Annotated in this window: 26 protein-coding genes; 15 read left to right on the top strand and 11 right to left on the bottom strand. The window is 69.9% G+C overall.

What is annotated here, in order from left to right:
* Positions 1 to 26: 26 nt before the first annotated feature.
* The gene (locus EYW40_RS14070; protein WP_135822288.1) at positions 27 to 785 is read right to left on the bottom strand and encodes an MBL fold metallo-hydrolase; all 759 of its coding nucleotides are present in this window, start codon (positions 783 to 785) and stop codon (positions 27 to 29) included.
* 79 nt (positions 786 to 864) lie between these two features.
* Here EYW40_RS14070 and EYW40_RS14065 point away from each other — a divergent pair, with 79 nt between their 5' ends.
* The 3 genes from EYW40_RS14065 (at position 865) to EYW40_RS14055 (ending at position 3,103) form a co-directional block, all read left to right on the top strand.
* A complete protein-coding gene (locus tag EYW40_RS14065; protein ID WP_135822287.1) occupies positions 865 to 1,071 on the top strand; it encodes a hypothetical protein in 207 nt (68 codons plus the stop codon).
* Positions 1,068 to 1,910: a beta-keto acid cleavage family enzyme gene (locus EYW40_RS14060; protein ID WP_135822286.1), complete on the top strand. Its 843-nt coding sequence runs from the start codon at positions 1,068 to 1,070 to the stop codon at positions 1,908 to 1,910. The genes EYW40_RS14065 and EYW40_RS14060 overlap by 4 nt, the downstream gene beginning before the upstream one ends.
* A gap of 428 nt (positions 1,911 to 2,338) precedes the next feature.
* Positions 2,339 to 3,103 carry an enoyl-CoA hydratase/isomerase family protein gene (locus EYW40_RS14055; RefSeq protein ID WP_135822285.1) on the top strand — a complete coding sequence of 255 codons (765 nt, stop codon included), beginning with the start codon at positions 2,339 to 2,341 and terminating at the stop codon, positions 3,101 to 3,103.
* Here the strand turns inward: EYW40_RS14055 and rdfA are convergent.
* Complete coding sequence (gene rdfA, locus EYW40_RS14050) at positions 3,100 to 3,744, bottom strand: rod-determining factor RdfA (protein WP_135822284.1); 645 nt, start codon at positions 3,742 to 3,744, stop codon at positions 3,100 to 3,102. The two genes, EYW40_RS14055 and rdfA, sit on opposite strands and share 4 nt — an antisense overlap.
* A 146-nt stretch (positions 3,745 to 3,890) precedes the next feature.
* Here rdfA and EYW40_RS14045 point away from each other — a divergent pair, with 146 nt between their 5' ends.
* From EYW40_RS14045 to EYW40_RS14025, 5 genes are all read left to right on the top strand, one after another.
* The gene (locus EYW40_RS14045) at positions 3,891 to 5,672 is read left to right on the top strand and encodes an archaea-specific SMC-related protein (RefSeq protein ID WP_135822283.1); all 1,782 of its coding nucleotides are present in this window, start codon (positions 3,891 to 3,893) and stop codon (positions 5,670 to 5,672) included.
* 128 nt (positions 5,673 to 5,800) lie between these two features.
* A complete protein-coding gene (locus EYW40_RS14040; protein ID WP_135822282.1) occupies positions 5,801 to 6,298 on the top strand; it encodes a hypothetical protein in 498 nt (165 codons plus the stop codon).
* Positions 6,295 to 7,806 carry a UbiD family decarboxylase gene (locus EYW40_RS14035; protein ID WP_135822281.1) on the top strand — a complete coding sequence of 504 codons (1,512 nt, stop codon included), beginning with the start codon at positions 6,295 to 6,297 and terminating at the stop codon, positions 7,804 to 7,806. Before EYW40_RS14040 ends, EYW40_RS14035 begins: the two co-directional genes overlap by 4 nt.
* Entirely contained in the window at positions 7,803 to 9,188 is a 1,386-nt protein-coding gene (locus EYW40_RS14030; RefSeq protein ID WP_135822280.1) for a UbiD family decarboxylase, read from the top strand. Before EYW40_RS14035 ends, EYW40_RS14030 begins: the two co-directional genes overlap by 4 nt.
* Positions 9,185 to 10,135 carry an MBL fold metallo-hydrolase gene (locus tag EYW40_RS14025; protein WP_135822279.1) on the top strand — a complete coding sequence of 317 codons (951 nt, stop codon included), beginning with the start codon at positions 9,185 to 9,187 and terminating at the stop codon, positions 10,133 to 10,135. The genes EYW40_RS14030 and EYW40_RS14025 overlap by 4 nt, the downstream gene beginning before the upstream one ends.
* On the opposite strand, the gene EYW40_RS14020 is transcribed toward EYW40_RS14025, so the two are convergent.
* Both EYW40_RS14020 and EYW40_RS14015 read right to left on the bottom strand, forming a co-directional pair.
* On the bottom strand, positions 10,105 to 11,514 hold the full coding sequence (locus EYW40_RS14020; protein ID WP_135822278.1) for a zinc ribbon domain-containing protein: 1,410 nt from the start codon (positions 11,512 to 11,514) through the stop codon (positions 10,105 to 10,107). The two genes, EYW40_RS14025 and EYW40_RS14020, sit on opposite strands and share 31 nt — an antisense overlap.
* Positions 11,511 to 12,680: a thiolase domain-containing protein gene (locus tag EYW40_RS14015; RefSeq protein ID WP_135822277.1), complete on the bottom strand. Its 1,170-nt coding sequence runs from the start codon at positions 12,678 to 12,680 to the stop codon at positions 11,511 to 11,513. Before EYW40_RS14015 ends, EYW40_RS14020 begins: the two co-directional genes overlap by 4 nt.
* 112 nt (positions 12,681 to 12,792) lie before the next feature.
* Here EYW40_RS14015 and EYW40_RS14010 point away from each other — a divergent pair, with 112 nt between their 5' ends.
* Positions 12,793 to 14,244 carry an aldehyde dehydrogenase family protein gene (locus EYW40_RS14010; protein ID WP_135822276.1) on the top strand — a complete coding sequence of 484 codons (1,452 nt, stop codon included), beginning with the start codon at positions 12,793 to 12,795 and terminating at the stop codon, positions 14,242 to 14,244.
* A 95-nt stretch (positions 14,245 to 14,339) separates the two neighbouring features.
* The gene (locus EYW40_RS14005; RefSeq protein WP_135822275.1) at positions 14,340 to 15,494 is read left to right on the top strand and encodes an acyl-CoA dehydrogenase family protein; all 1,155 of its coding nucleotides are present in this window, start codon (positions 14,340 to 14,342) and stop codon (positions 15,492 to 15,494) included.
* Between the two features lie 15 nt (positions 15,495 to 15,509).
* Here the strand turns inward: EYW40_RS14005 and EYW40_RS14000 are convergent, their stop codons facing one another.
* From EYW40_RS14000 to EYW40_RS13980, 6 genes are all read right to left on the bottom strand, one after another.
* Positions 15,510 to 16,352, bottom strand: a complete 843-nt coding sequence (locus EYW40_RS14000) for an enoyl-CoA hydratase/isomerase family protein (protein WP_135822274.1) — start codon at positions 16,350 to 16,352, stop codon at positions 15,510 to 15,512.
* A 117-nt stretch (positions 16,353 to 16,469) separates the two neighbouring features.
* Entirely contained in the window at positions 16,470 to 16,637 is a 168-nt protein-coding gene (locus tag EYW40_RS20035; protein WP_202614559.1) for a PaaD-like zinc ribbon domain-containing protein, read from the bottom strand.
* Complete coding sequence (locus tag EYW40_RS13995; RefSeq protein ID WP_135822273.1) at positions 16,637 to 17,398, bottom strand: Phenylacetic acid catabolic protein; 762 nt, start codon at positions 17,396 to 17,398, stop codon at positions 16,637 to 16,639. Before EYW40_RS13995 ends, EYW40_RS20035 begins: the two co-directional genes overlap by 1 nt.
* Entirely contained in the window at positions 17,391 to 17,612 is a 222-nt protein-coding gene (locus tag EYW40_RS13990; RefSeq protein WP_135822272.1) for a phenylacetic acid degradation PaaB family protein, read from the bottom strand. The genes EYW40_RS13995 and EYW40_RS13990 overlap by 8 nt, the downstream gene beginning before the upstream one ends.
* Complete coding sequence (locus EYW40_RS13985; RefSeq protein ID WP_135822271.1) at positions 17,609 to 18,001, bottom strand: metal-sulfur cluster assembly factor; 393 nt, start codon at positions 17,999 to 18,001, stop codon at positions 17,609 to 17,611. The genes EYW40_RS13990 and EYW40_RS13985 overlap by 4 nt, the downstream gene beginning before the upstream one ends.
* Before the next feature lie 3 nt (positions 18,002 to 18,004).
* Complete coding sequence (locus EYW40_RS13980; protein ID WP_135822270.1) at positions 18,005 to 18,925, bottom strand: 1,2-phenylacetyl-CoA epoxidase subunit PaaC; 921 nt, start codon at positions 18,923 to 18,925, stop codon at positions 18,005 to 18,007.
* Between the two features lie 127 nt (positions 18,926 to 19,052).
* Between EYW40_RS13980 and EYW40_RS13975 the strand changes: the two genes are divergently transcribed.
* The 3 genes from EYW40_RS13975 (at position 19,053) to EYW40_RS13965 (ending at position 20,791) form a co-directional block, all read left to right on the top strand.
* On the top strand, positions 19,053 to 19,931 hold the full coding sequence (locus EYW40_RS13975; protein ID WP_135822269.1) for an amidohydrolase family protein: 879 nt from the start codon (positions 19,053 to 19,055) through the stop codon (positions 19,929 to 19,931).
* Between the two features lie 74 nt (positions 19,932 to 20,005).
* The gene (locus tag EYW40_RS13970; protein ID WP_135822268.1) at positions 20,006 to 20,500 is read left to right on the top strand and encodes a GNAT family N-acetyltransferase; all 495 of its coding nucleotides are present in this window, start codon (positions 20,006 to 20,008) and stop codon (positions 20,498 to 20,500) included.
* Between the two features lie 6 nt (positions 20,501 to 20,506).
* The gene (locus EYW40_RS13965; protein WP_135822267.1) at positions 20,507 to 20,791 is read left to right on the top strand and encodes a 2Fe-2S iron-sulfur cluster-binding protein; all 285 of its coding nucleotides are present in this window, start codon (positions 20,507 to 20,509) and stop codon (positions 20,789 to 20,791) included.
* A gap of 525 nt (positions 20,792 to 21,316) precedes the next feature.
* Here the strand turns inward: EYW40_RS13965 and EYW40_RS13960 are convergent.
* Entirely contained in the window at positions 21,317 to 22,084 is a 768-nt protein-coding gene (locus EYW40_RS13960; protein ID WP_135822266.1) for an IclR family transcriptional regulator, read from the bottom strand.
* A gap of 128 nt (positions 22,085 to 22,212) precedes the next feature.
* On the opposite strand from EYW40_RS13960, the gene EYW40_RS13955 reads away from it, so the two are divergent.
* The gene (locus tag EYW40_RS13955) at positions 22,213 to 22,758 is read left to right on the top strand and encodes a cupin domain-containing protein (RefSeq protein WP_135822265.1); all 546 of its coding nucleotides are present in this window, start codon (positions 22,213 to 22,215) and stop codon (positions 22,756 to 22,758) included.
* A gap of 11 nt (positions 22,759 to 22,769) precedes the next feature.
* On the top strand, positions 22,770 to 23,903 hold the full coding sequence (locus EYW40_RS13950; protein ID WP_135822264.1) for a mandelate racemase/muconate lactonizing enzyme family protein: 1,134 nt from the start codon (positions 22,770 to 22,772) through the stop codon (positions 23,901 to 23,903).
* Positions 23,904 to 23,949: the final 46 nt, after the last annotated feature.

Below are 23,949 nucleotides of genomic sequence, written 5' to 3'. Positions count from 1 at the left end.
GTTCGGGGCGCGGCCGGCCCGCCGACTCAGAAGTCGCGTTCGGCGAGCGCCACGGGTACGCCCCGCTTCGCCACGTCGGCGGTGAACGCGCCTGAGTCGGCCCGCAGATCCGGGAACGTGTTGTAGTGGATCGGGAGCACGAGTCCGGGGTCGATCCGCTCGGCCAGATCCGCCGCGTCGTGGCGGTCCATCGTGAAACTCCGCGATATGGAGGGCATGAACACGTCGGCGTCGATGTCCCGGTGCTCGTCCAGCGCGTCGGAGTCGCCGGGCCAGAAGCAGCGGACGCCGTCGACGGCCGCGACGAACCCGCAGCCAAAGCCCTCCGGGTGGAGCGGTTCCCCGCCGCTCGCGTTCGGGCCGTCGGGGCGGTTGTACGCCGGCGTGACGCGCACGTCGACGCCGCCGACGTTCACCTCGTCGCCGTAGCCGACCCGGACCACGTCGTAGGGAAGCGCCTCCGGTTCGCGCACGTCCCGGCCGCCGCTTGCCCCGATGGCGTCGGCCGACACGGCCTCGTACACGACGAGCGTCGCGTCGTCGCTCGCCACGCGCTCGACCCCGTCGTCGTCGTAGTGGTGGTCGTGGGTCACGAGCACCACGTCGCCGTCCCCCGCGTCGTACGGCCCGCCGCTCGGGTGGTCCGCGCCGCCGTAGCGCTCGGCCCACTCCCCGGTCAGCGTGCCGTACCGGCCTGGGTCGGTGTAGACGACGCCGTCGTCGCCGGCTATCCGGGCAGTCGCGTAGCCGAACCAGTCCAGCGAGAGGCCGCGGTGACGTACCATGGCCCGTCGTTCGCCGCGTCGGTACTAAAGCGGCGGGTTCCCCGACAAACGTTAACTCGGTCCGGGCCGACCGATACGCATGACCTGCCCGTACCTGGAGTATCGCCGCGGCTCGGGCGACCGCCAGTTCGACGCGGAGCGGGCGTACTGCACCGCCGTCGACCGGTTCGTCCAGCCGATGCGCGCGGATGTCTGCAACGACCGCTACGACCTCGACCACGCGGCCCACTGCGAGATTTACCGGGAGCACGAGGGCGGCGACGACGGGGACGGTGACGCGCAGTGACCTACGACGACTTCCTCGGCGGCGAACCGCTCGTCGTCACCGCGGCGCTCACCGGCGGCGTCCACGGGAAGGAGGCCAACCCGAACCTGCCGGAGACGCCCGAGGAGATCGGCCGCGCGGCGGCCGCGGCGGAGGACGCCGGCGCGTCGGTCGTCCACCTGCACGCCCGGCGGCCGAACGGCGAGCGCTCGTTCGCCACCGAGCGATTTCAGGAGATCGACGACGCCGTGCGACGCCACGCCGACGACGTGGTGATCCAGCATTCGACCGGCGGCACCGGTGCGCCGGACGCCGACCGACACCTCCCGCTGCGGACGGATCCGCCGCCGGAGATGGCGTCGCTGGACATGGGCCCGCTGAACCGCTACGACCACCTGACGAGCGAGAACACGCGCGGGCTGGTCGACTCGCTCCACGCCGAGATGCGCGACCGGGGGATAAAGCCCGAACTGGAGGTGTTCAACGACGGCCACATGAACGAGGTCCACGGCCTGCTGGAGCGCCGCGACCTCGCGGACCCCGTCTACGCGACGCTCATCTTCGGCGGCGGGACGCTCACCCGGCCGCGGCCGCGCAACCTGCTGAACGCCGTCGACAACCTCCCCGACGGCGCGCGGTTCAACGTCCTCGGATTCGGCCCCCACCAGTTGCCGTTCGCGACGCTCGGGATCCTGCTTGGCGGGCACGTCCGTGTCGGCCTGGAGGACAACGTCTACTACCGGAAAGGCGAACTGGCGGAGAGCAACGCTCAGTTGGTCTCTCGGGTTGTCCGCATCGCCGAGGAACTCGGCCGCGACGTCGCGACGCCGTCGCAGGCGCGCGATGTGCTCGGGATCTGACGGTCGACCGCTCCGGCATCGGGGCGTCGAGCACTCTCCCCGCCTCCGCTCTTCTGGACAGGGACACGGGGTCTCGACGGATATATTAGCTACCAGTAGAGAATCAGTTTATATATGAATTCAGATAATAGATGGGCCTACCTCGGCTGATCGGTGAGATGATGGCATGGACGGATCCGGCGAGATGTACTCGTGATCCGTGAAACACCGAACTGATTCGAAATAACGGGATACAGCCCGGATCTGATTCCACTATTCCGTTCAGCTAGCCTCCGATCAATTTCGCGATGTAGTGACCGTTTCCAATCTAAATCCCGGAGAAGTATATAATTCGAATTTAATCTCCTTTAGTGACTGTTTCCGCTATCTACCTTGCTTCGGCCGCCCGGGGGCGACCATATAAGTATCCGCCTTCCGCAGGTACGGGCATGCACGTCACCGACGCGGACGGGGTCAGACGCATCACCTTCGACCGGCCCGACGCGAGCAACGCCTTCACCGCGGCCGTCGCCCGCGACCTGGCCGACGCCCTCGCGGACCTCGACCCGGGCGAACTGGACGCTGTCGTCGTCACCGGAGAAGGGGACGCGTTCAGCGCCGGCGGGGACATTCAGGCGATGGCCGAGCGCGACGAGACCGCCCGCGAGGCGTACGAGCGCGTCCGCGAGACGCTGGGCCGCGTGGCCGAGCGGGTGCTCTCCGCGCCGGTGCCGGTCGTGGCGAGGGTGAACGGCGACGCCGTCGGCGCGGGCCTCTCGCTCGTCGCGGCCGCGGACTTCGCCGTCGCCGCGGACGACGCCCGGCTGGGGGCGTCGTTCATCAACGTCGGCCTCGTCCCCGACCTGGGCGGCACCGTGACGCTCCCGCGGCTCGTCGGCCTCCGGACGGCGAAGGAACTGGCGTTCACCGGCGACCTGATCGACGCCGCCACCGCGGCCGAGATGGATCTGGTCAACGAGGCGGTGCCGGCCGACGAACTGGACGACGCCGTCGGGGACCTGCTGGAGACGCTCGCGGCTCGGCCGACCGAGAACATCGCGCTGGCCAAGGAGGCGATCCACGAGAACCTGGGCGAGCCGGTCGACGACGGGCTCCGCCGCGAGGCGCACTTCCAGACGCTCGCGTACGACACCGACGCCCACGAGGAGGGCGTCGAGGCGTTCCTCGAGGGCCGGCGGCCGGACTTCGGTTAGTCGTCGGTCCCGGCCCGGTCGCTCGGCGTGGCGTCGGCGTGTTCACGGCAGACGTACCCCCGCTCCGCGGCCTCGGTCAGCGGCGTCCGGACGTGACAGACGGGGCAGGTTAGCTGGACGTCGACGGAAACCTCCGCGGCGTCGCCGTCGGCGATTTCCCCTTTCGAGACGAGCGACCGCAGCGCCTCGTCGGCCTTCTCCTCGGTCCGCTCGGCGGCGATGCGGACGCTCTCCAGTTCCCAGTCGGAACTGGCCTCCGCGGGCGCTTTCGACCCGTCGAGGCAGTCCTTGAGGTGGTGGCGCATCGTGCTCCAGGAGATCATGGCAGACGTCAACTCCTCCGCGTCGATGCCCGCGGCGCGGAGGTCGTCCGCCAGTTCGCGGCGGGTGAGGTCGTCGTCGGAGCGCAGCGCCTCGTACTCGCTGTCGAGCCTGACGCCCGTCGCCTCGCGGTTGTGCTCGTCGTACACCCGCTTGAGCAGGCGCTTGTTGAACCACTCCGTCAGCGAGCGGTACCCCTCCGCGGCCCGGCCGTCGGCGCCGGTCCAGCGCTGCAGGAGGTAGTCGTCGACGCCGTCGTACGCCGCCTGCGGCACGTCGAGGTCGTACTCGCGGGTCGCCGAATCGATCTTGCAGCTCATGCGGGATCAGCCGACGTCATCGGTCGTCGTTCGAACCGTGCCGCCTCGGACGCAAAAACCTTGTCACACCGCCGCTGTAAACCGCTCGACGGAAATTTCTCTCCCGCGAGTAGTAAACCTTAACGCGGTCGGCGAGAACATCCGCTATGACGTGGAACCTCACTGCGGAGAACATCGCCGGCATTCGCGAGGGGCACGCGACGATACACCCGGGGAACAACGTCGTGCGCGCCGCGAACTGGCAGGGAAAATCGAGCTTCCTCCAGGCCATCGAGACGGCGATGGGCACCAGAACGCCGCTCACTGAGGGGGCCGACGCCGGCCGGGTTCAACTCGACGCGCCCGACGGGTCGTACGCCGTCGAACTGACGCGGCGGAACGGCACCGTCGTGAGCGAGGGGGAGGTGTTTCTCGACGACGAGTACGACCGCATCCGGGCCGACCTGTACGCCTTCCTCGACGAGGACAACGCCGTCCGCGACGCCGTCCGCCGCGGCGAGAACCTGGAGGAACTGCTGACGCGCCCGCTCGACTTCGAGAACATCGAGGAGCGGATCGCCGACCTGAAAGCCGAGCGGTCGAGCGTCGAGGCAGAACTGGAGGAGGCCCGCGACGCGGCGCGACGCCTGCCGGGCGTCCAGGAGGACGTGACGCGGCTGACCGACGAACTCGAGGAGCTGGAGGCCGAACGCGCCGACCTCGCCGAACCGGACGCGACGGCCGAGAACGACGACCGCGAGGAGCTGAGCCGCCTGCGCGCCGAACGGAGCCAGACCGAACAGCGCGTCGACCGGCTGTCCGACGCCGTCGAGCGCATCGACGATAAGCTGGCGGAGGTCCGCGAGGAGTACGAGGCCCTGACGGTCCCCGACGAGGACGTGAGCGCCGAACTCGCCGAGGTCCGGGACCGCCGGGAGTCGATCCGGACCGACGTCGACCTGCTCCAGTCGGTGTACTCGGCCAACCGCCGCGTGCTGGAGGAGGGGCGCGTGGAGCTGCTCACCGACCTGGACCGGGGGATCATGGGCGACGAGGTCGACTGCTGGCTCTGCGGCGAGTCGACCGACGAGGGGACGGTCCGCGACCGCCTCGACGAGCTCAGCGACCGGATCTCGGAGCTCAAAGCCGAGCGCGCGGAGTACGACGACCGCGTCGCGGAACTGGAGAGCCGCCGCGAGGAGATCCGGGAGGCCAGGAAGCGCCGCGACGACCTGGAGCGCCGCGTCGACGACCTTGAGGCGAAGCGCGGGGACCGGGCCGAGAGCCTCGATTCGGCCCGGGAGCGGAAGGCGGAGCTCGACGACCGCATCGACGACCTCGAGGCGGCGGTCGCGGAGCACAGCGACGACCTCACCGAGATCAAAAGCGAGATCAAGCGGGCGGAGGCCGAACTCGAGGAGAAGCGCGAGGAGCTCTCGGAGATCGAGGGCCTGGCCGACCGCCGGGACACGCTGGAGGCGGAACACGACGACCTCGGGGAGGAGATCGCGGCGCTGCGCAACCGGAAGGCGGAGCTGAAACGCCGGACCCGCGAGGCGTTCGACGACGCGATCGACGACCTGCTCGCGCGGTTCGACACCAGCTTCGAGACGGCGCGGCTGACCAGCAACTTCGACCTGGTCGTCGCCCGCGACGGCCGCGAGGCCAGCGTCGACGCGCTGTCGGAGGGCGAACTCGAACTGCTCGGCATCGTCGCCGCGCTGGCCGGCCACGAGGCGTTCGAGGTGGCCCAGAACGTGCCCATCATGCTGCTCGACCAGCTCGGCGGCCTCACCGAGGGGAACCTCTCGACGCTGGTGGAGTACCTCGACGACAGGGCCGAGTTCCTCGTGTTCACCGCCTACCCCGAACACGACGCGTTCGACGGCAACGTGATCGAGCCCTCGGAGTGGGACGTCGTCAGCTCGGACCCGACGGTGCGGCCCTGACGGCGCGGCCGCGTTCCGCCGACTGGCGACGCGCGTCGCCCCCCGATCCCCGTCCTGCTTCCGGGTCGAACTGGCCGCTCACACGATAAGACTTTATTCGGGTAACATGGAAACACGTACCACTGGGTATGTCCGACGAATACGTCACGTCCGAAACCAACCTCCCCCCGGACCCCGAGCGCGACGAGATAAGTATCCAGGTGACCGACAAGGAGACCAAGGAGATCTTCAGCACCCGGGCCAGGGTCAGTCGCGACGCCGACGAACTCGACGACCCCGCCCCGCTCACCGTCGTCAAGGGGCCACACGAGAACACCGAGGAGCAGTGGTACATCGAGGTGCTGGAGACGGAGATCGACGCCGGGAGCGTCGACCGGGGGACCCTGGAGCGGGTGATGGACGCGACGGCGGACGGGCCCAACGTCATCAACACACGCTCGGAGGAGGTGAAGGCACTCCTGCGCTACCTCGTGGAGACCGGCCAGTACGGCTCCGTCTCCGAGGCGAGCCGGAAGATACTGTACGAGCACCTCTCGGAGCGCCACCCGGAACTGGTCAACGAGTACGTCGAGCTGAAGGTCAAACGCGAACAGCGCGAGCTGACCGGCGGGAGCGACGACGCATGACGGTCGACAGCCTCCGCGAGTACCTCCAGCGGCTGGAGGCCCGCGACGGGCTCGTCCGGGTCGAGGACCCGGTCTCGTGGAACCTGGAGGCGAGCGCGCTCACGATGCTCGCCAACGAAAACGACGACCGGATCCCGCTGTTCGAATCCGTCGAGGGCGCGCGGCTCGTCGGCGACCCGTACCGCGGCTCCCAGCGCCGCCCGTGGGACCGGATCGCGGTCGGGATGGACGTCCCGCCGGACACGTCGCGCCGGGAGTTCTACGACGAGACGATAGCGCGCCTGAAAGACCAGCGCGACCCGGTCACCGTGTCGCGGTCGGACGCCCCCTGCAAGGACGTCGTCGAAACCGGCGAGGACGTGAACCTGCTGGACTACCCGTGGCCGTACATCCACGCCGGCGACGGCGGGCGCTACTCGAACCTGCACACGCTGGTGACGCCCGACCTCGACTCGGACTGGGTCGACTACTCCTACCACCGCGCGATGGTCCACGACAGCGAGACGGCGAGCGTCCTGCTGCTGGCGGGCGAGCAGACGCCGAACCTCTACTACTACAAGTATGAGCGCCGCGACGAGCCGATGCCGGTCGCCATCGTCGTCGGGGCCGAACCCGCCGTGCAGTACAGCTCCGTGATGTGGATCCCCACCGGGCGCAGCGAGGTGGAGTTCGCGGGCGGCCTGAAGGGCGGCCCGGTCGAACTCGTCCCCTGCGAGACGAACGACCTCCGGGTCCCCGCGAGCGCGGAACTGGTGATCGAGGGCGAAATCGTCCCGAACGTCCGGCGGGACGAGGGGCCGTTCGGCGACTACTTCGGCTACATGCACGGCCCACGGCGCTCGATGCCGGCGCTCCAGGTGACGGCGATCACCCACCGCGAGCGCCCGATCATCCCCTTCTGCGTCGAGGGGTCCGGCGTGGGGTACACCGAGAACTCCACGAGTTCGATGGAGATCGGCTGTGTCGGCCCGGACGCGACGCTCGGCCTGCGTGCTGGCGGGTTCGACGTCGACCGCTGCGTCCCGTGGCAGTCGACGCCGCGGACGGTGTACGTCGTCTCGACGGACGCCACGGCGCCGGGCGACCTCCACGAACTCGCGAACTTCATCTTCACGACGTGGGGGATGCTCCACGTCGACTTCTTCGTGTTCGTCGACGGCGACGTCGACCCGCTCGACCAGCGCGCGGTGCTGGAGGCGCTCGCGCTGCATGCCGACCCCGACGAGGACTTCCACCAGTTCGGCGTCGAGTCGATGCCGAAGGTGCCCCTGAACATCTACCAGACGCCGAGCGAGAAGGGCGACGCCCAGACGGGCACCTCGAAGGCCAAGACCGCGAAGGCGTACATCGACGCGACGCGGTCGGACGACGACGACGCGCAAGCGGCCGCCACGGCGGGCGAGACGGCCGACCCCGACACGCGGTACTGGGCGCGCACGCTGCTCAAGGAGGCGGGGGCCGACCCCGACCGTCTGACCGGGTTCGACCCGACGGGGGCCGACACGTGACGACGTTTGCGGAACACGTCGACGGCCTGCGGGCGGCCGACGACCTGCTGGCCGTCGACGAGCGCGTCCACTGGGACACCGAGGCGGCAGTCGTCGCCAGCGAGGCGCTCCGGAACAACTGCGCGGCGCTTCGCTTCGCCGAGACATCGGGGTCGGTCGCGTACGCGAGCGGCGTGTACGCCGGCCCGGACCAGATATCGAGCCGGAGCCACCGGCCGTGGCGGCGCATCGCCGCCGGCCTGGGGATGGACCGGTCGGTGAGCTACGTCGACCTGCTCGACGCGCTCGCCCGGTGGGAGACGACGCCGCTCGACCGGGCGATGTTCGTCGACCCCGCGGCGGAGGAAGAGGCCGGCGACGACTTGTACGCGCTCGGCCTCCCCTCGGTCGACGACGAGGGCCGGCAGTCCGTGACGCAGGGCGTGATGGCCGTCGAGCGCGACGGGGAGACGTCGTGGGCTCCCGTCCGCGGGACGGTCCACCGCGGGTCGCTGCTCCGCGTCACCGTCCCGCGGCCCTTCCTCGACTGGTGCGACGGCGAGCGGACCGCGAGCATCTCGCTCGGCGTCTCGGCCGCGACGCTGATCGCCGCGCTCCAGGGGTGGACACAGGACACCACGGCCCCGGCCGTGCCCGAGCGCGCTGCGGGGCTGGCCGACGTGCCGTTAGCCCGGACGGACGGCCGCGTCGTCCCCGCGGCCGCCGAGGTACGGATCGACGGCGTCGCCCGCCCGACGGACGACGCGGTGGGCGGCCCCTCGGCGACCTGGGAGCGGGCCACGGAAACCGCGACGGTCGCCGTCGACGCAGACCGGATCCGGCTGCGCGAGGACCCGACCGTCCCGTTCGTCCCGCTGGGCGCGCCGCTGGCCGACGACGTGCACCTGGCGAGCCTGGTCGAGGCCGCGACCCTGTACCGGCGGGTGAACGGGTACTGGGGCGTCTCGCCGGTGTCGTGGGTCCAACTGCCCGTCGAGAGCCGGCTCGGGCTCTGTCTCGTGTCGAGCGAGATACTGTACGCGGGCTTCGACTGGCAACTCGCCAACGCCCTGTTCTCGTTCTCCGACTTCTTCGACAAGGTGCTCGTGCTGGACGAGTACGCCCGGCCGACGGACCTGGCCCGGGCGCTGGACGACATGTGGGTGAAGGCCCACCCCGGGAACGACTGGGTGTTCAGCGACCCGAACGCGCCGGCCGCGACCGCGCCCGTCTACCGCCGTGACGGCGAGACGGGGTCGCGGCTGTACATCAGCGCCATCTGGGACCCGCGGTGGGACGAGGACTACATCGCCCCCCGCGTCACCTTCGAGTCGTCGTTCCCGGAGAACGTCCGGGAGTCGGCGTTGGACCGCTGGGCGCTGCTGGGGGAGGGCGACGAGTGACCGACGTGTGCCGGGTCGCGGTGGGCGCGGGCACGCCGGAGGGCGTCAACAGTGCGTACGTCCTGCCGGACGCGGGCGTCGTCGTCGACCCCGGTCCGCCCGGCGAGGACGCCTGGACGGCGCTCCGCGGGGGCATCGACGACGCCGGCCTCGCGCTCGGCGACGTCGAGCACGTGCTGGTGACCCACTGGCACGCGGACCACTCGGGGCTCGCCGCGCGCCTCGCGGGGGCGGCGGACGCGACGCTCGCCATGCACGCCGCGGACGCGCCGCTGGTCGGCGACTACGCCGCCGAGCGCGAGCGTCGGCTGGACCGCGACGCCGCCGCGCTCCGCCGGTGGGGCGTCCCCGAGGCCGTGCGGACGCGGCTGGTCGAGCGCGACCGCCCCTCGCCCGTCCCGGACGAGTACGACGTCCGCGCGCTGTCGGACGGCGACTCGGTCGCCGGCGTCGAACTGGTCCACACGCCCGGCCACACCGCCGGCCACGCTTCGTTCCTCTACGACGGTCGGCTCCTGCTCGGGGACCTGCTGCTCCCCACCTACACGCCGAACGTCGGGGGAAGCGACACCCGCACCGACGACCCGCTGGCGGACTACCTCGCCTCGGTCGACCGCGTCGCGGCCGCCCACGAGCGCGGCGAACCGGGCCACGGGACGACGATGAACGTCCGCGAGGCGGCCGAGAACGTCCGGGAACACCACCGCGAGCGGGCGCGCCGGGTGCTCGACGCGCTTCCCGCGGACGGCGGCGCGACGCCGTGGGCCGTCGCTCAGGACCTGTTCGGCGAGATGAACGGCATCCACGCCAAGTTCGGCGCGGGTGAGGCGTCGGCTCACCTCCGACGGCTGGACGCCCTCAGGGCAGTTGAACCGTGCGCCGAGGACCCGGTCGCGTACCGGGCGCTCCCTGACGATTACTCGGTCGGTTCGAACTTGACGCCGTAGCGCGGCACGCCCTCCTGCTCGTAGATGCGCCGCACCGTCGCCGCCACCTCGTCGCCGACGGCGACGTTTTCGGGGTCCGCATCGGTAATCTGCGCCGGGAGCGTCACGGTCCCCTCCTTGCTTTCAAGCGCCACGATGGCGACGGCGTACGCGCCGTCGCGCTGCTGTAACTCCGCGAACTCCGGCGGCGCGCCGCCCTGGCCGATGACCGTCAGCGCGCGGACCGTCCCCGTCCGCGACGCCTCGAACGGCTCGAACTCGACGCGGGCGTGACAGGACTGGCAGGCCCCCTCGGGCGGGAACGTGACGCCGCCGCACTCGGGGCACTGCCCCGCGACGAGGCGGTAGCGCTGGTCGAGCGAGCGCCGCCAGTTCGGCAGGCTGACGTGCGCGCCGCCGCCCGACACCTCGCCGGAGACGACGTAGCCCCGTTCCCGGAGGTACGACGCGTAGTCGATGTCGGTGCCGCCGTCGAGGTCGGCGACCCCGGCGACCGACAGGCCGCCCTCGACGGCCAGCGCCGCCGCGGTGCCGCCGCCGAACGCGGCCGCGACGGTCGTCTCCCCGTCGTCCGCGCCGTCCAGCGCCGCGAGCAGGCCGAGCGGGACGGTCGCCGCGCCAGCGTCGCCCACGCGGTCGACGACGGTACCAGCGGCGACGGCCTCGTTCGACAGCGGGAGGTCGCCGGCCGCGCGGTACGGGAACCGGCCGTCGGGCTGGTGCACCGCCGCGGCGTCGGCCTCCTCGGGGTCGACCGACAGCGACGAGACGGCCTCGGTGACCGCGCCGCGGACGGCGTCGCGTTGGTAGGTCGTGATGTCCAGCCCCCCGACGTCGCCGTCGCCGCGCTCGCGGAAGCGCACGCCGGGCGTCTCGTCGGTGTGCCACGCGACGTCGCCGACTGCGGCCGCGGCGTCGTCGGAGACGACGAACGCCGCCGCGCCCGCGCCGAGCGGGTGGTCGGCGTCCGCGGGTTCGCCCTCCGGGCAGTCCGCGGCGACGACGAGCGCCGGGCCGTCGGCGTCCAGCGCCCGCGAGAGCGCCGCCGCGCCCGCGGCGGTGTGGCCCGTCTCCGTCGCCGTCGCAACGCTCTGGGGGAGGTCAAGCGCCCGGACGAGGCGCGGAACGAACTCGCCCTCCTCCAGCGGCGGCGTGGTCGTGGCGGCGGCGGCCAGCGTCACCTCGTCGCGGTCGACATCGGCGTCCGAGAGCGCGCGCTCGGCCGCGGAAACCGCCATCGTCAGCGCGTCCTCGTCGGCGGCGGGGACGGCCTTGCGCTCGATCCCGCTGGCGTGGCTCGTCCCCCACGCGTCGGCGAGTTCGTCGGTCGACAGCCGGAACCGGGGGACGTACGCTCCGGCGGCGGCGATCCCCCTCATGCTGCCTCCTCCCGTTCGAGGACGTGTACCGTCACACCGCCGCCGCTGCCGCCGACGTTGTGGGTCAGCCCGTACCGCGGGTCGTCGACCTGCACGTAGGCCTCGCCGCGGAGCTGTTTGAACGCCTCGACGATCTGGCCCGTCCCCGTCGCGCCGATGGGGTGGCCCTTCGACTTGAGGCCGCCGCTCGTGTTCGTCGGCAACTCGCCGTCGGGGTCGACGACGCCCTCGCGGAGCAACCGCCCGGCCTCGCCGCGCTCGCAGAAGCCCAGGTCCTCGTAGGCGAGCAACTCGGCGATGGCGAAGCAGTCGTGGACCTCCGCGAAGTCCAGGTCGTCGGGGCCGATCCCCGCCTCCTCGTAGGCGTCCTCGCCGGCCCGGACGCTCGCCGGGACGCTCGTCAGCGAGTCGCGCTGGAACAGGCCGACGCGCCCGCTGGACGCGCCCGCGCCGGCCACGCGGATCGGCGTGTCGGTCGCCTCGCGCGCAACGTCCTCGCTCGTCACCAGGACGGCGCTCGCGCCGTCGGTCGTCGGACAGCAGTGGTACAGGTTGAGCGGGTCCGCGACCGCGGGGGCCGAGACGGCGTCGTCGAGCGAGCACTCGAAGCCCAGGTGGGCCTTCGGGTTCCGCGCGCCGTTGCCGTGGTTCTTCACGGCGACGCGGCTCAGGTCCTCGACGGTGGTGCCGTACTCGTCCATGTGCGCGCTCGCCATCTGGGCGTACACCCCGGCGAACGTCGTGCCGCTGGTGCGCTCCCACTCCGTCTCGCCGGAGACGCCGAGCCACCAGCGCGTGTGGTCGGAACTCGCGTCGGTCATCACCTCGTAGCCCCCCGCCAGCGCCACGTCGACCATGCCGGACCTGACCGCCGTGACGGCCTGCCGGAACGCGTAGCCGCTGGCGGCGCAGGCGTTCTCGACCCGGGTCGTCGGCACGCCGTGGAGGCCGACGTGTTCGGTCACCGCCGGCCCGCTGAGGCCGATCTGGCGGCCGCCGACGCCGAGCGTGCCGAGGTACGCCTCGTCTATCGTGTCGGGCCCGAGGTCGCCGTCGACGCTGTCCAGCGCCGCGTCGAACGCGTCGTCGAACAGCGTGAGGTACGTCTCCTCCGGGAACGATCCGAACGCCGACTGTCCGGCCCCGACTACGTATGCGTCTCGCATGGGTCCGAGTATCCGTGCGCGGACCAAAAGTGTATAGGTGGCCCGCGGCGGCGAACGCGGGGGGTTCCGCCGCCCCTACACTTTTCACCGGCGGGGCTGAAGTCCAGGCCGTATGAGCTACACCGGCCCGACAGACCTGTATATCGACGGCGAGTGGACGACTGCCGAGAGCGGCGAGACGTTCGTGACGGAGGACCCAGCGACCGAGGAGCCGTACGCCGAGGTGGCGGAGGCCGCCGAGGCCGACGTCGACCGCGCGGTGGCGGCCGCCGACGCGGCGGTCGCCCGCGACGCCGAGTGGCGGTCGCTCGACCCGCGGGAGCGGGGGGCGAAACTGCACGCCTTCGCCGACGCCATCGAGGACCGGAAGGACGAGATCATCGCCGTCGAGTCCCACGACAACGGGAAGACGCCGTTCGAGGCGTCCATCGACGTGGACATGGTGATCGACACGTTCCGCTACTACGCCGGGTGGACCGACAAGGTGCAGGGCGACCAGGTGCCCGTCCCCGGCGACCGCCTCAACTACACCGTCCGCGAGCCGGTCGGCGTCACGGGACACATCATCCCGTGGAACTACCCGTTCCAGCTGGCCGGCCGGAGCCTCGCGCCCGCGCTGGCCTGTGGAAACAGCGCCGTCCTGAAGCCCTCCAGCACGACGCCGCTCTCGGCGCTGTACTACGCCGTCGCCGCCGACGAGGCCGGCTTCCCCGACGGCGTCCTCAACGTCGTCCCCGGCCGCGGGAGCGTCGCGGGGAACCACCTCGCGGAGCACCCGGAGGTCGAACACGTCGCCTTCACCGGGAGCACCGGGGTCGGCAAGGGCGTGATGGAGCGCGCCTCGCAGAACGTCACCGGCGTCACGCTCGAACTCGGCGGGAAGGGGCCGAACGTGGTGTTCCCGGACGCCGACCTCGACGAGGCCGCGATGGGCTGTCACTACGGCATCTTCATGAACGCCGGCCAGATGTGCTGGGCCGGCTCCCGCCTCGTCGTCCACGAATCGGTCCACGACGAGGTCGTCGAGCGCGTCGTCGAACAGGCCGAGTCGACGCCCCTCGGGAGCGGCATCGACGACGACGGCCGGATGGGGCCGACCGTCAGCGAGAGCCAGCAACAGGAGGTGCTCGACTACATCGAGACCGGGAAGGCCGAGGGCGCGACCGTCGCCTGCGGCGGCGGCGTCCCCGACGACAAGGAGCGGGGTTACTTCGTCGAGCCGACGGTGTTCACCGACGTGACGAACGACATGACCATCGCCCGGGAGGAGATATTCGGGCCGGTGCTGTCGGTGATCAGCTTCGAGGACTGCGAGGAGGCGATTCAGATCGCCAACGACTCGCCGTACGGCCTGATGGCCGGCATCTGGACCGAGGACCTGACCACCGCCCACACCGTCGCCGACCGCCTCGACTACGGCATGGTGACGGTCAACGAGTACCCGGTGACCCAGCCCCAGACACCCTTTGGCGGCTTCAAGCAGAGCGGCCTCGGCCGCGAGCAGGGGACCGAGGCGCTCCGGGAGTACACCCAGACGAAAAACGTCAACATCAGCCTGGAGTAGCGGTCGCGGCGACGCCGACGGGCGCGCGCCCCGGCCCGTCGCTCGCGCCGACCCGCGCGAACCTTTATGGGAGCGCCCCGCGCGTGTAGGGGTGTATGAGCCTCATCGAGAGCGCCCTCGCCGACGAACACCGCGAGGTCCGGGAGCGGGCCGCGGCGTTCGCCGAGGAGGTCGTCGAACCGGCAGCCGAGCGTATCGAGCGAACCGACGAGTTCCCCCGGGAGGTGATCGAGGAGGCGGGCGAGCGCGGCCTGCTCGGCATCCTCCTGCCGGAGGCCTACGGCGGCGAGGGGTCCGATTTCCTCTCGTACTGCCTCGCGGTCGAGCGGATCGCCGAGGCCTCCGGCGCGGTCGCGGAGACGATCCAGGGCCAGACGTTCGCGGCGCTCCCAGTCGCCAACTTCGGCACTGAGGCACAGAAGGAGCGGTACCTCGAACCGATGGCGCGCGGCGAGACGGTCGGCGCGATGCTCCTGACGGAACCGGACGCCGGTAGCTCCCCGAGCGAACTGTCGACGGTGGCCGAGGCCGATGACGACGGCTACCTGCTCTCCGGCGAGAAGTCGTTCGGGACGAACGCCGGCGTCGCGGACCTCCACCTCGTCGTCGCGCGCAAGCGCCCCGCGCCCGAGGAGGGCCACGGCGTCAGCGTCTTCCTCGTCCCGGGCGTCGACGACGCCGACGGGTTCGAGTTCGACCGCAAGGAGTACATGGGGATGCGCGGCCACGTCACCGGCGACTCGACGCTGTCGGACGTGCGCGTCGACGAGTCGGCGGTGCTTGGCGAGGTCGGGCACGGCTTCCGCATCGCCATGGGCACGATCGACATGGCCCGGACCGGCCTCGGCGCCATCGGCACCGGGATCTCCCGGGCGGCGTTCGACGCGGCGATAGACTACGCGGGCGACCGCGAGCAGGGCGGGCAGGCCGTCGGCGAGTACCAGGCGGTGCAGGTGCTCGTCGCGGACATGGACGCCCGGCTCGACGGCGCGCGCCACCTCGTGTACGACTCCGCGAAGGCCATCGCTGACGGGGAGGCGAGCACGCGCCAGTCGAGCAAGGCGAAGTACGTCGCCAGCGAGGCCGCCGAGTTCGTCACGCGGAACGCGATGCAGGTCCACGGCGGGAAGGGCTACCGGACGGACCTGCCGCTGGAGCGGTACTACCGGGACGCGAAGATCCTGAGCATCATCGGCGGGACGACGGAGATACAGAAGACTACGGTCGCGGGCGAGGCGCTCGGGCTGTAACCCGTCCCCGCGGTCCTACTCCTCGTCGGGCGCTCCCGGTTCCTTGTCGCCGAGTTCGACGCCGAGGAAGTCCGGGTCGTGGTCGCCGAGGAAGGCGTCGACGCCCTCCTTTGCGACATCGGAGCCAAGCAGGCGGTTCTGGAGTTCGCGCTCGTGGGACAGCGCGTCCCACAGCGGCATCTCCAGCCCCTCGTTGACGGCCAGCTTGTTGTGGCCGACGGCCATGTGGGACTTGTGGGCGATCTGCTCGGCGAAGTCGCGGGCGGCGTCCTCGACCTCGTCCGGTGGGTGGACCTCGTCGAAGATGCCCCGCTCCTCGGCCTCCTCCGGCGTGATCGTCTCGCCGGTGATCATCATCTTGAGCGCCGTCGAGCGGTCGATGTAGCGCGGGAGCAGCTGGGTCCCGGCCTCGCCGGCGATGAGGCCGAGGTGGATCTCCGGCATGCCGACGTTGTAGTCGTCGTCGTTGCCGGCGTAGCGGAAGTCACAGGCGAGCGCGAGCTCCAGGCCGCCGCCCATGCAGTGCCCGTTGACCATCGCGATGAAGATGGTGTCGGTCGTCCGCATCTTCATGATGATCTCCTTGCTCGTCTGGCTCGCGTAGCCGACCTGTTTCCCGGACTCGCTCTGGAGCGCCTGGATGTCGAACCCGGTCGAGAAGAACTTCTCGTTGGCGCTGCCAAACAGCGCCGCGCGGACGTCCTCGTCGAACCGGACCGTCTCGACGGCGCGTTGCAGTTCGAGCAACACGTCGATGTTGTGCGCGTTCGCCGGCGGCCGGTCCAGGCGGATGGTTCCGATGTGGTCCTCCAGGTCGGTCTGGAAATACTCCAGGTCGAGCTCGCTAAACGATTGCATACAGGGTGTCAATTGACGGCCCGGTATAAGTAATTTCTCATCACGAAAATTCGTGATATCCGGCGCTGATCGGCCGCGATAGCGGCTCTCGAACGGATCGAAGTCCTGCGGTCCGCGCTACTCGTCGGGCTGTTTCCCGTCGTACTTGATCCGCTCGAAGACGGTGTTGCAGCCGTTGCAGTAGTACTGCGACTTCGAGATCTCGCTGCCGAACTTCGACTCCTGCTCGACGTCCCCGGAGCCACAGTGCGGGCACTCGACGTAAGGGGTTTCCACGTCGGCCATCATCGTGCGAACATGGCGTTTCGCTCGCCGCGGATCTGGACGAGGTCCTCCTCGTCGACGCCGCCCGACCCGACGCGCCGGCGGGTCTCGTCCCACTCGTCGGCGTCGGGGGCGTCCCAGTCGACGCCCGACAGCGACACGTCCGTGTCGGCGAACAGGTCGCGGTAGTGGTCGGCGAACCGCTCCCGGACATCGGCCGCGGAGACGCTCGTGAAGCCGCTCTCGACCAGCGGGTCCGACTCGTCGTCGTACGACTCGGGGCCGATGAACGCGAGCGCGGCCGGGATCGTCTCCTCCAGCGTGGCCTGCAGTTCGTCGGGCTGCTCGGCGGCCAGCGTCTCCAGCCGGGCGTCGTGGTACTCCAGGTGGAAGTACTCGTCCTCGCCGATCTTCGTGATCATGCCGTCCATCCCGTCGCTGTCGATGGCGTCGAGCAGGTACCACGCCGCGCGGTCCGCGGGCGCTATCGTCGCCACGAAGTCTGCCCACTCGCCGTCGATGCGGTCGAGCGCGGAGGCGTTGTTGAACTCCTCGGGCTCGCGCGCACCCCGCAGCCAGTCGCCGTCCCGGCCCTGGTCCTCCAGCTTCCGGAACAGCTGGCGGACGTGGCCGACCTCCTCCTGGGCCGCGCTGGAGCCGCCGATGTCGTCCTCCAGCGACGGCCCGGCGAGGCTCCACTGGGCACACCGGTGGCCGATGACGAGCTTCGTGTCGGCTATCGCCTGCACGTAGTCGACCGCCGCGTCGGGCCAGTCACTCATCGGCGCTCACCCCGTGGCGCATCGCCTGCGGTTCGACCTCCAGCAGGTCGTCCGCCCGGACGACCGCGAGGTAGTCCCAGTCCTCCTCGTCGTACGTGTTGTGTGCGTACATCTTTGCGAGCCGGTCGCTTTTCGCCCTGACGTTGCCCAGGTGGAGGGTGTCGTCGCCCTCGTTGCGCCGGGCGAACACCTCGTACTTCGTCTCCCCCGTCATAGGCCGATCCCCGATTCGTGCATCTTCTCACGCACTTCCTCGGTGAGCATGTCCTTCGACCAGACCGGGTCCCAGACGACTTCCACGTCGACGTCGTCGACGCCGTCGATCACGCGGAGACAGCTCCGCACGTCGTTTTTGATCATGTCGTAGGCCGGACAGCCCATGCAGGGGAACGACATCTCCACGTCGACGTGGCCGTCCTCGGCGGTCACGTCGTAGACCATCGCCATCTCGACCAGGCTGACCGGGATGTGCGGGTCCGGGATGCCGTCGAGCGCGTCCCACAGCGTCTCCTCGAACGGCGACGCGTCGGCCCGCCGGGCCTCGATGAACTCGCTGGTCCGGGGCGGACCGGACGCGCCGTCGACTGATTGCTTCGTCGACATCGTTCAGACCCCGACGTCGACCTTGCCGGACTGGATCAGGTTCACGTACTTCTCGTTTGCCGGGCCGCGGGAGCGCCAGCGGTCCATCACGTCGGACCAAGTGATCGACTCCTCGAACCGCCAGTCCTTGTTCTCCTGGTCGAAGGCGATGGGCAGGTCGTACTCGAGGACGTACTCGTCGGCCGCCTCGTCGTAGTGGGCGGGCACGTCGAGGTCGAGTTCGTCCATCAGCGGGAGCGTCCGCGAGAGCCAGTCCTGGCGGAGCTCGTCGTTGGACTTGCCCTTGATGCGGTAGTCGAGCTGCTCGGTGTTGCGCTTCTTGTCGTCCTCCATCCCGAACCACTCGACGCCGATGGGGAACATCCAGTCGACGGCCTCCTGGAGCTTCGCGTGGGTCTTGTCGTTCTTGTTGGCGAGGCGGCGCATCCACGTCTCGCCGTGGCGGAGGTGGAACTGCTCTTCCTTCTCGACTTTCGTCAGCGCGCGCTTCCAGGGCGCGTAGGACGTGTTCTCGTAGATGTCGCCGAGCAGCACCATCCCCGCGCGGTCGAAGATGCCGTGGGCGGTGACGAGTTCGGCGAAGTTCTCGATGTGCTGGTCGAACCCGTACGTGTTGCGGAACTCGTGGGGCTCGCGGCCGTAGACGAGTTCCTCGCGGTCCTCGCCCAGGTCCTCGAGCAGGCGGTAGGCGATGTGACCGTGGCCGAGTTCGTCCTGGATGACGCTGATGCAGGACGCCCGCGCGTCGATCGAGGGCGCGTTGAGCGACTGGTCGTAGTAGGCGGGCGCACTCATCAGCTCGGTGTCGCCGGAGACGAGGAGGATGCGCTTGAGGGCTTCCTTGTACCCCTCGGTCATCTCCTCCTCCGATTCGATCATCTTCCCGTTCTGAAGCTGCTTTTTCAGCTGTTTCTCGGTAGGCATGGTTGGGTCGGACAGTAATCCCTTACCGGGCCAGCATTATAATTGTTTTCTGTATACGATCCGCGTATCGAGCGGGCCGCGCGCCGCGGGCCGCCGATTTTATGCCGCCGTCCGCGTAACGTCGCCCATGGCAACCCCACCCACGGCGGACGTCGTCGACGTGCACGTCCACATGAACCCGTTCTGGCGGATGGACGACGCCGCGCTGGCGACGCTCCGGGAGCACTCCGCCGACTTCGACCGGAAGGTGGACCTCGCCCGGAACCCCGACCGGTTCGTCGACTACCTCGACTCGCAGGGCGTGGCGACGGCGGCGATCATCAACTACGTCAGCCCGGTCGTCGGCTACGGCCACGACATTAACGAGTGGGCGGCGTCGTTTCGTGCGGCCGCGCCCGACCGCGTGCTGGCGTTCGGCGGCTTCGACCCGAACCTGGCCGCCGACCCCGAAGCCGAGATAGACCGCGCGATAGACGACCTGTCGCTCGACGGCATCAAGATCCACCCGCCCCACCAGGAACTCAACGCCAACGACTACCGGGACGACCCGGACACGCGGGGGCTCGACTCGCTCGCGACGCTGTACGAGCGCTGTGCCGACGCCGGCGTGCCGGTGACGGTCCACACCGGCACGAGCATCTTCGCGGGCGCGCGGTCGCGGTACGCCGACCCGATGCCCCTCGACGACGTTGCCGTCGACTTCCCGGACCTGGACATCGTCATGGCCCACGGCGGCAGGCCGATGTACACCGAGGAGGCGTGGTTCCTCCTGCGCCGGCACGACAACGTCTACCTCGACATCTCCTCGTTCCCGCCGTCGAAACTGCTGGAGTACTTCCCCGAGATAGAGCGCGTCGACGACCGCGTCCTGTTCGGGAGCGACTGGCCCGGGCCGATGGTGCCCGACATCGGGGAGAACGTCGACGCCGTCCGGGACCTGGACCTGCCGGCCGACACCGTCGACCGCATCCTCCGGGGGAACGCGCGGTCGCTGTTCGACTGCTGAGGACCGCGACCGGCGGGGGAGATCGGGCGTCACCGACACGACCTTTTTTGGTAGTCGGGCGCAACCGGTCGTACATGGCCTACGAGGTGCGACACGCGACCAGCGACGACGGCGAGGACCTGATCGAACTCTGGCACGGGTTCACGGACCACCTCTCGAAGTACGACGACCGGTACCAGCACAAGGAGGACGCGGACGAGCGCTGGCTCAGCTACTTCGAGAACCAGCTCGTCGACTCCAAGTACGGGACGGTCGTCGTCGCCGAGGAGGAGTCGACCGGGGACCTGGTCGGCGTACTGGAGGCGCGGGTGATGGGCGACCATCCGATCTTCCGCCTGCAGGACCACGGGTACATCAACGGGCACTACGTCGAGGCCGAGCACCGCGGCGAGGGCGTCGGCAAGGCGCTCCTGGAGAAGGCCGACGAGTGGTTCGCCGGCCCGCCACACGAGGTGGAGTTCTACCGGATCGACGTGCTGGAGGGCGACGAGGAGGCACCGGCCCTCTACGAGGACCTCGGGTTCGAGCCCGTCGAACACGTGTACGAAAAGGCCGCGGGGAACCGGTAGAGCGCCATGGCCGACACGTACACCGTCGAACTCGTCGACCGCGACGAGACGATCGAGGTCCCCGCGGACAAGTCGATCCTCGAAGCGGCCGAGGAGGTCGGGATCGACCTCCCGTACCAGTGCCGGATGGGGGTCTGTGGGGTCTGCTGTGCCATGCGGGAGGACGGCTCGGAGGTCGACCAGACCGAGGGGATGTTCCTCTCCGAGAGCGAGAAGGAGGAGGGGTACGTGCTGACCTGCATCGGCAGGCCGCTCTCGAACCTCGAACTCCGGACCGACGAGAGCCCGTAAGCCGGTCGATTCCGTTTCGCGGGGCCGGTCAGTATCGCCGGCTACTCTTCTTCCGAGCGTATACGTTTAACGTATACGCATAGGTTTCCGCTCGATAGACGCCGTCCGCGCTACCGGCGGGTCCGTTCGTCGCTGTATGCGGCGGTTTCCCGCCGGGATGGCGCCGTTCCGGACCCACGAACGGCGTATACGATATCGTATACGCAAAGCCGTCGTCGTCGCGGCGGTTCGCACACGCGGATTAACACGTACTAAGGGTGTGTTAAAACTACGGGCCGAACTGTCCAACCCATCCTCGTCGCTTCGGGCGGGATCGGTCGCCCCAGTCTGGCAGTCGTTCGCACACTAGTTCGCTCACAGCGAACGAACGTTCGATCCCGGATCGACGCCAGGGGCCCCCTCGCGGCCGTACAGGCTGGAGGTATCGGCGGACGTGGACGCAGTCGCTAGCCGATCGCGGTGCGGAAGCAGTGTCTCGGCATCGTTCCGTTCACGAGCCCTTCGTTCGACGAGGGCGAACGACCGTTAGAGGTGCCGGATGTTGATCTCGATCTCGTTTGCGATCCCGAGCAGCCGTTCCGCGTACTCCGACTCCAGTTGCTCCCTCGGCAGCCGATTGGCCGCGCCCGAGAGGCTGATCGCGCCGTAGACACCGTCGCCGACCCGCTTTATCGGCGTCCCGATGGCGTTGAGCCCCTCCATCGCCTCGCCGATGTTGAACGCGACGCCCTGCTCGCGCACAGTTTCGAGTTCGGCGAGCAGTTCCTCCGGGTCCGTGGTCGTGTCGTCCGTCTTCGCCGGGAGCGGGCCGTCGCCGACGATCGCTTTCCGCTCCTCCTCCGGCAGGTGGGCCAGGATCGCCTTGCCCGCCGCCAGGAAGTGCAGTTCGGTCGTCGCGCCCTCGCGTGCGTACGTCTGGATCGGAGAGCGCCCCTCCGCCCCGTACAGGTACACCGCCTTCCCCTGGCGCTCGACGACGCACCAGACTTTGTGGCCGGTCTCCCGCGACAGTTCCTTCAGTCGGGGCTTGGCGACCTGGAACAGGTCGCTCTGGTTCCGCGCCCAGATCCCGTAGTCGTGGAACCGGTAGCTGATCACGTACTCGCCGTCGCTGCGCCGCATGAACCCGTGCTCCTCCAGCGTCTGCAGGTGGCTGTGGACGGTGCTTTTCGCCAGCCCCAACTCGTCGGCCAGCTCCGTCACCGTCGCCCCGTTTAGCTCCCGCACCGTCTCGACGATGCCGAGCAGCGTCTCGTCGGATTTCACGCCGCCCCCTGTGCCTTTCTGTGCCATACTCGGGTATGGGTACGTACTATAATAAACGTTAGTCGGTATTACCGAACGCGCCGGAGCGTCGCCTGGTCCGCAGCGACCCGTCACCGACCCGTGGTTTTTTGTGCTCCTGCGCGAACCCACCGCGTATGGCCGACAATCCAGTGGCCGACAAGGACTACTCCGTCCTGCCGCAGCAACAGGCGTTCAAAGTGCACGCGCCCGACGCCCCCGACCTGGTCGAGGGCGCGGGGGACAACCTGAAGACGGTCCACTCGGTGATGCTGACGAACGACATGTACGTCACCTGGACCACCGGACAGCCCGGGGACGTGTTCCCGCTCCACACCCACACGCCGGAGATGTACCAGATCCTGACGACGATCAAGGGCCGCTGCGTCTGGTACTACAAGGACAACGACGGCAACGAGCAGTCGATCGAGGCCGGGCCGGGCGACGTCGTCTACCTGCCCGGCGGCGCGGAAAACCGCGTGGAAGTGATCGGCGACGAGGAGCACATCCACATCGGCTCGTACCCGCGCGTCCGCGTCCCCCGCGTCGAACAGCTCACGGGGATCGTCCCCGACGAGGTCGAGAACCCGAAGGACTTCCGCGTCGGCGTCGACTTCGACAACGTGCGCGACGAGTTCCACGAGACCGACGACGAGTCGTTCTCGAAGGCCGACCACGAGTAACGGGCCTCCCCATGGAGGTCACTTCCCTCGACGCGGTTCCGGTGAGCGTCCCGAAGGCGACGGCGCTGCGGACCGGCGGGTCGGACGACTCCACCGCGGGGTCGGACTCCTTTGACCACGTGCTGGTCCGCGCCGAAACCGACGCCGGCGTCGTCGGCTACGGCGAGGTCGCGCCCCACCCCGACTGGCCCAAAAGCGGGACGCAGGCGACCGTGCGGTCGGTGATCGAGGCCGAGTTCGCGCCCGTCGTCGAGGGCCGCGACCCGGCCCACGTCGCGCGGGTCGCCGCGGACCTGGAGGCGGCGGTCGCGTCCCACCCCTTTGCCGTCGCCGGCGTCGACGCGGCGCTGCACGACGCCCTCGGCAAGGGGATGGGCCGGCCGGTGTACGAACTGCTCGGCGGGCCGACCGCGGCCGACCGCTCGCTCCCGCTGCACCACACGGTCGGGATCAAACCGCCCGAGGCGGTCCGCGAGGAGGTCGCGGCCGCGGCCGAGCGGGGGTTCTCGGCGTTCAAGCTGAAGGTCGGGGCCGACGACCACGACGCCGACCGCCGGCGGCTCGAAGCGGTCCGCGAGGCCTGCCCCGACGCCCGGATCCGCGTCGACGCAAACGGGACGTGGCACCCCGGCGAGGCCGTCCGGGCGATCCGCTCGCTGAACGACGCGGCCGACGGGATCGTCTTCGTCGAACAGCCGGTGCCCCAGGACGACCGGGCCGGACTCCGGCGCGTGCGAGCGGCCGTCGAACCGTCCGTCATGGCCGACGAGGGCTGTTACACGCCGGCCGACGTCGCGGCGCTGGCGAGCGCGGATGCCGTCGACGCGATAAACGTCAAGCCGGCCAAGGCGGGCGGACTCGCCGGCGCGACGCGCGTCGCGGCGGTCGCGGCCGCCCACGGCCTCCCGTGTTACGTCGGCGGGATGCTCGAACTGACCGTCGGCGCGGCCGCGGCCGCACACTTCGCGCTGGCCTCGCCCGAGCGGGCGTACCCGACCGGCCTCCTGAACGCCGACGCCGACGGGGCGCTGGTCGCCGACCCCGGCCGGTGGGACCCCGACGGGCCGACGTTTTCGGTTCCCGACGACCCAGGCCTGGGCGTCTCGGTCGACACGGACGCGGTAGAGCGGTACCGGACGGATTGAGGGCGGCGTGGCGACGCGTTCGGGCGTCGCGACCCCCGGTTCCCGC

Origin of the sequence: Halostella litorea (assembly GCF_004785955.1) — an archaeon.
GTDB lineage: Archaea > Halobacteriota > Halobacteria > Halobacteriales > Natronoarchaeaceae > Halostella > Halostella litorea.
This window is presented reverse-complemented; position numbering and strand designations above follow the sequence as displayed.

Coding starts and splice junctions, on each gene's coding strand:
- EYW40_RS13990 (WP_135822272.1), bottom strand. CDS start 17,612: ATGACGGGGGAGACGAAGTACGAGGTGTTCGCCCGGCGCAACGAGGGC.
- EYW40_RS14015 (WP_135822277.1), bottom strand. CDS start 12,680: ATGCGAGACGCATACGTAGTCGGGGCCGGACAGTCGGCGTTCGGATCG.
- EYW40_RS13960 (WP_135822266.1), bottom strand. CDS start 22,084: ATGGCACAGAAAGGCACAGGGGGCGGCGTGAAATCCGACGAGACGCTG.
- EYW40_RS14040 (WP_135822282.1), top strand. CDS start 5,801: ATGTCCGACGAATACGTCACGTCCGAAACCAACCTCCCCCCGGACCCC.
- EYW40_RS14020 (WP_135822278.1), bottom strand. CDS start 11,514: ATGAGGGGGATCGCCGCCGCCGGAGCGTACGTCCCCCGGTTCCGGCTG.
- EYW40_RS14035 (WP_135822281.1), top strand. CDS start 6,295: ATGACGGTCGACAGCCTCCGCGAGTACCTCCAGCGGCTGGAGGCCCGC.
- EYW40_RS13965 (WP_135822267.1), top strand. CDS start 20,507: ATGGCCGACACGTACACCGTCGAACTCGTCGACCGCGACGAGACGATC.
- EYW40_RS14000 (WP_135822274.1), bottom strand. CDS start 16,352: ATGCAATCGTTTAGCGAGCTCGACCTGGAGTATTTCCAGACCGACCTG.
- EYW40_RS13985 (WP_135822271.1), bottom strand. CDS start 18,001: ATGTCGACGAAGCAATCAGTCGACGGCGCGTCCGGTCCGCCCCGGACC.
- rdfA (WP_135822284.1), bottom strand. CDS start 3,744: ATGAGCTGCAAGATCGATTCGGCGACCCGCGAGTACGACCTCGACGTG.
- EYW40_RS13955 (WP_135822265.1), top strand. CDS start 22,213: ATGGCCGACAATCCAGTGGCCGACAAGGACTACTCCGTCCTGCCGCAG.
- EYW40_RS13975 (WP_135822269.1), top strand. CDS start 19,053: ATGGCAACCCCACCCACGGCGGACGTCGTCGACGTGCACGTCCACATG.
- EYW40_RS13970 (WP_135822268.1), top strand. CDS start 20,006: ATGGCCTACGAGGTGCGACACGCGACCAGCGACGACGGCGAGGACCTG.
- EYW40_RS20035 (WP_202614559.1), bottom strand. CDS start 16,637: ATGGCCGACGTGGAAACCCCTTACGTCGAGTGCCCGCACTGTGGCTCC.
- EYW40_RS13950 (WP_135822264.1), top strand. CDS start 22,770: ATGGAGGTCACTTCCCTCGACGCGGTTCCGGTGAGCGTCCCGAAGGCG.
- EYW40_RS14055 (WP_135822285.1), top strand. CDS start 2,339: ATGCACGTCACCGACGCGGACGGGGTCAGACGCATCACCTTCGACCGG.
- EYW40_RS13995 (WP_135822273.1), bottom strand. CDS start 17,398: ATGAGTGACTGGCCCGACGCGGCGGTCGACTACGTGCAGGCGATAGCC.
- EYW40_RS14070 (WP_135822288.1), bottom strand. CDS start 785: ATGGTACGTCACCGCGGCCTCTCGCTGGACTGGTTCGGCTACGCGACT.
- EYW40_RS13980 (WP_135822270.1), bottom strand. CDS start 18,925: ATGCCTACCGAGAAACAGCTGAAAAAGCAGCTTCAGAACGGGAAGATG.
- EYW40_RS14065 (WP_135822287.1), top strand. CDS start 865: ATGACCTGCCCGTACCTGGAGTATCGCCGCGGCTCGGGCGACCGCCAG.
- EYW40_RS14045 (WP_135822283.1), top strand. CDS start 3,891: ATGACGTGGAACCTCACTGCGGAGAACATCGCCGGCATTCGCGAGGGG.
- EYW40_RS14010 (WP_135822276.1), top strand. CDS start 12,793: ATGAGCTACACCGGCCCGACAGACCTGTATATCGACGGCGAGTGGACG.
- EYW40_RS14005 (WP_135822275.1), top strand. CDS start 14,340: ATGAGCCTCATCGAGAGCGCCCTCGCCGACGAACACCGCGAGGTCCGG.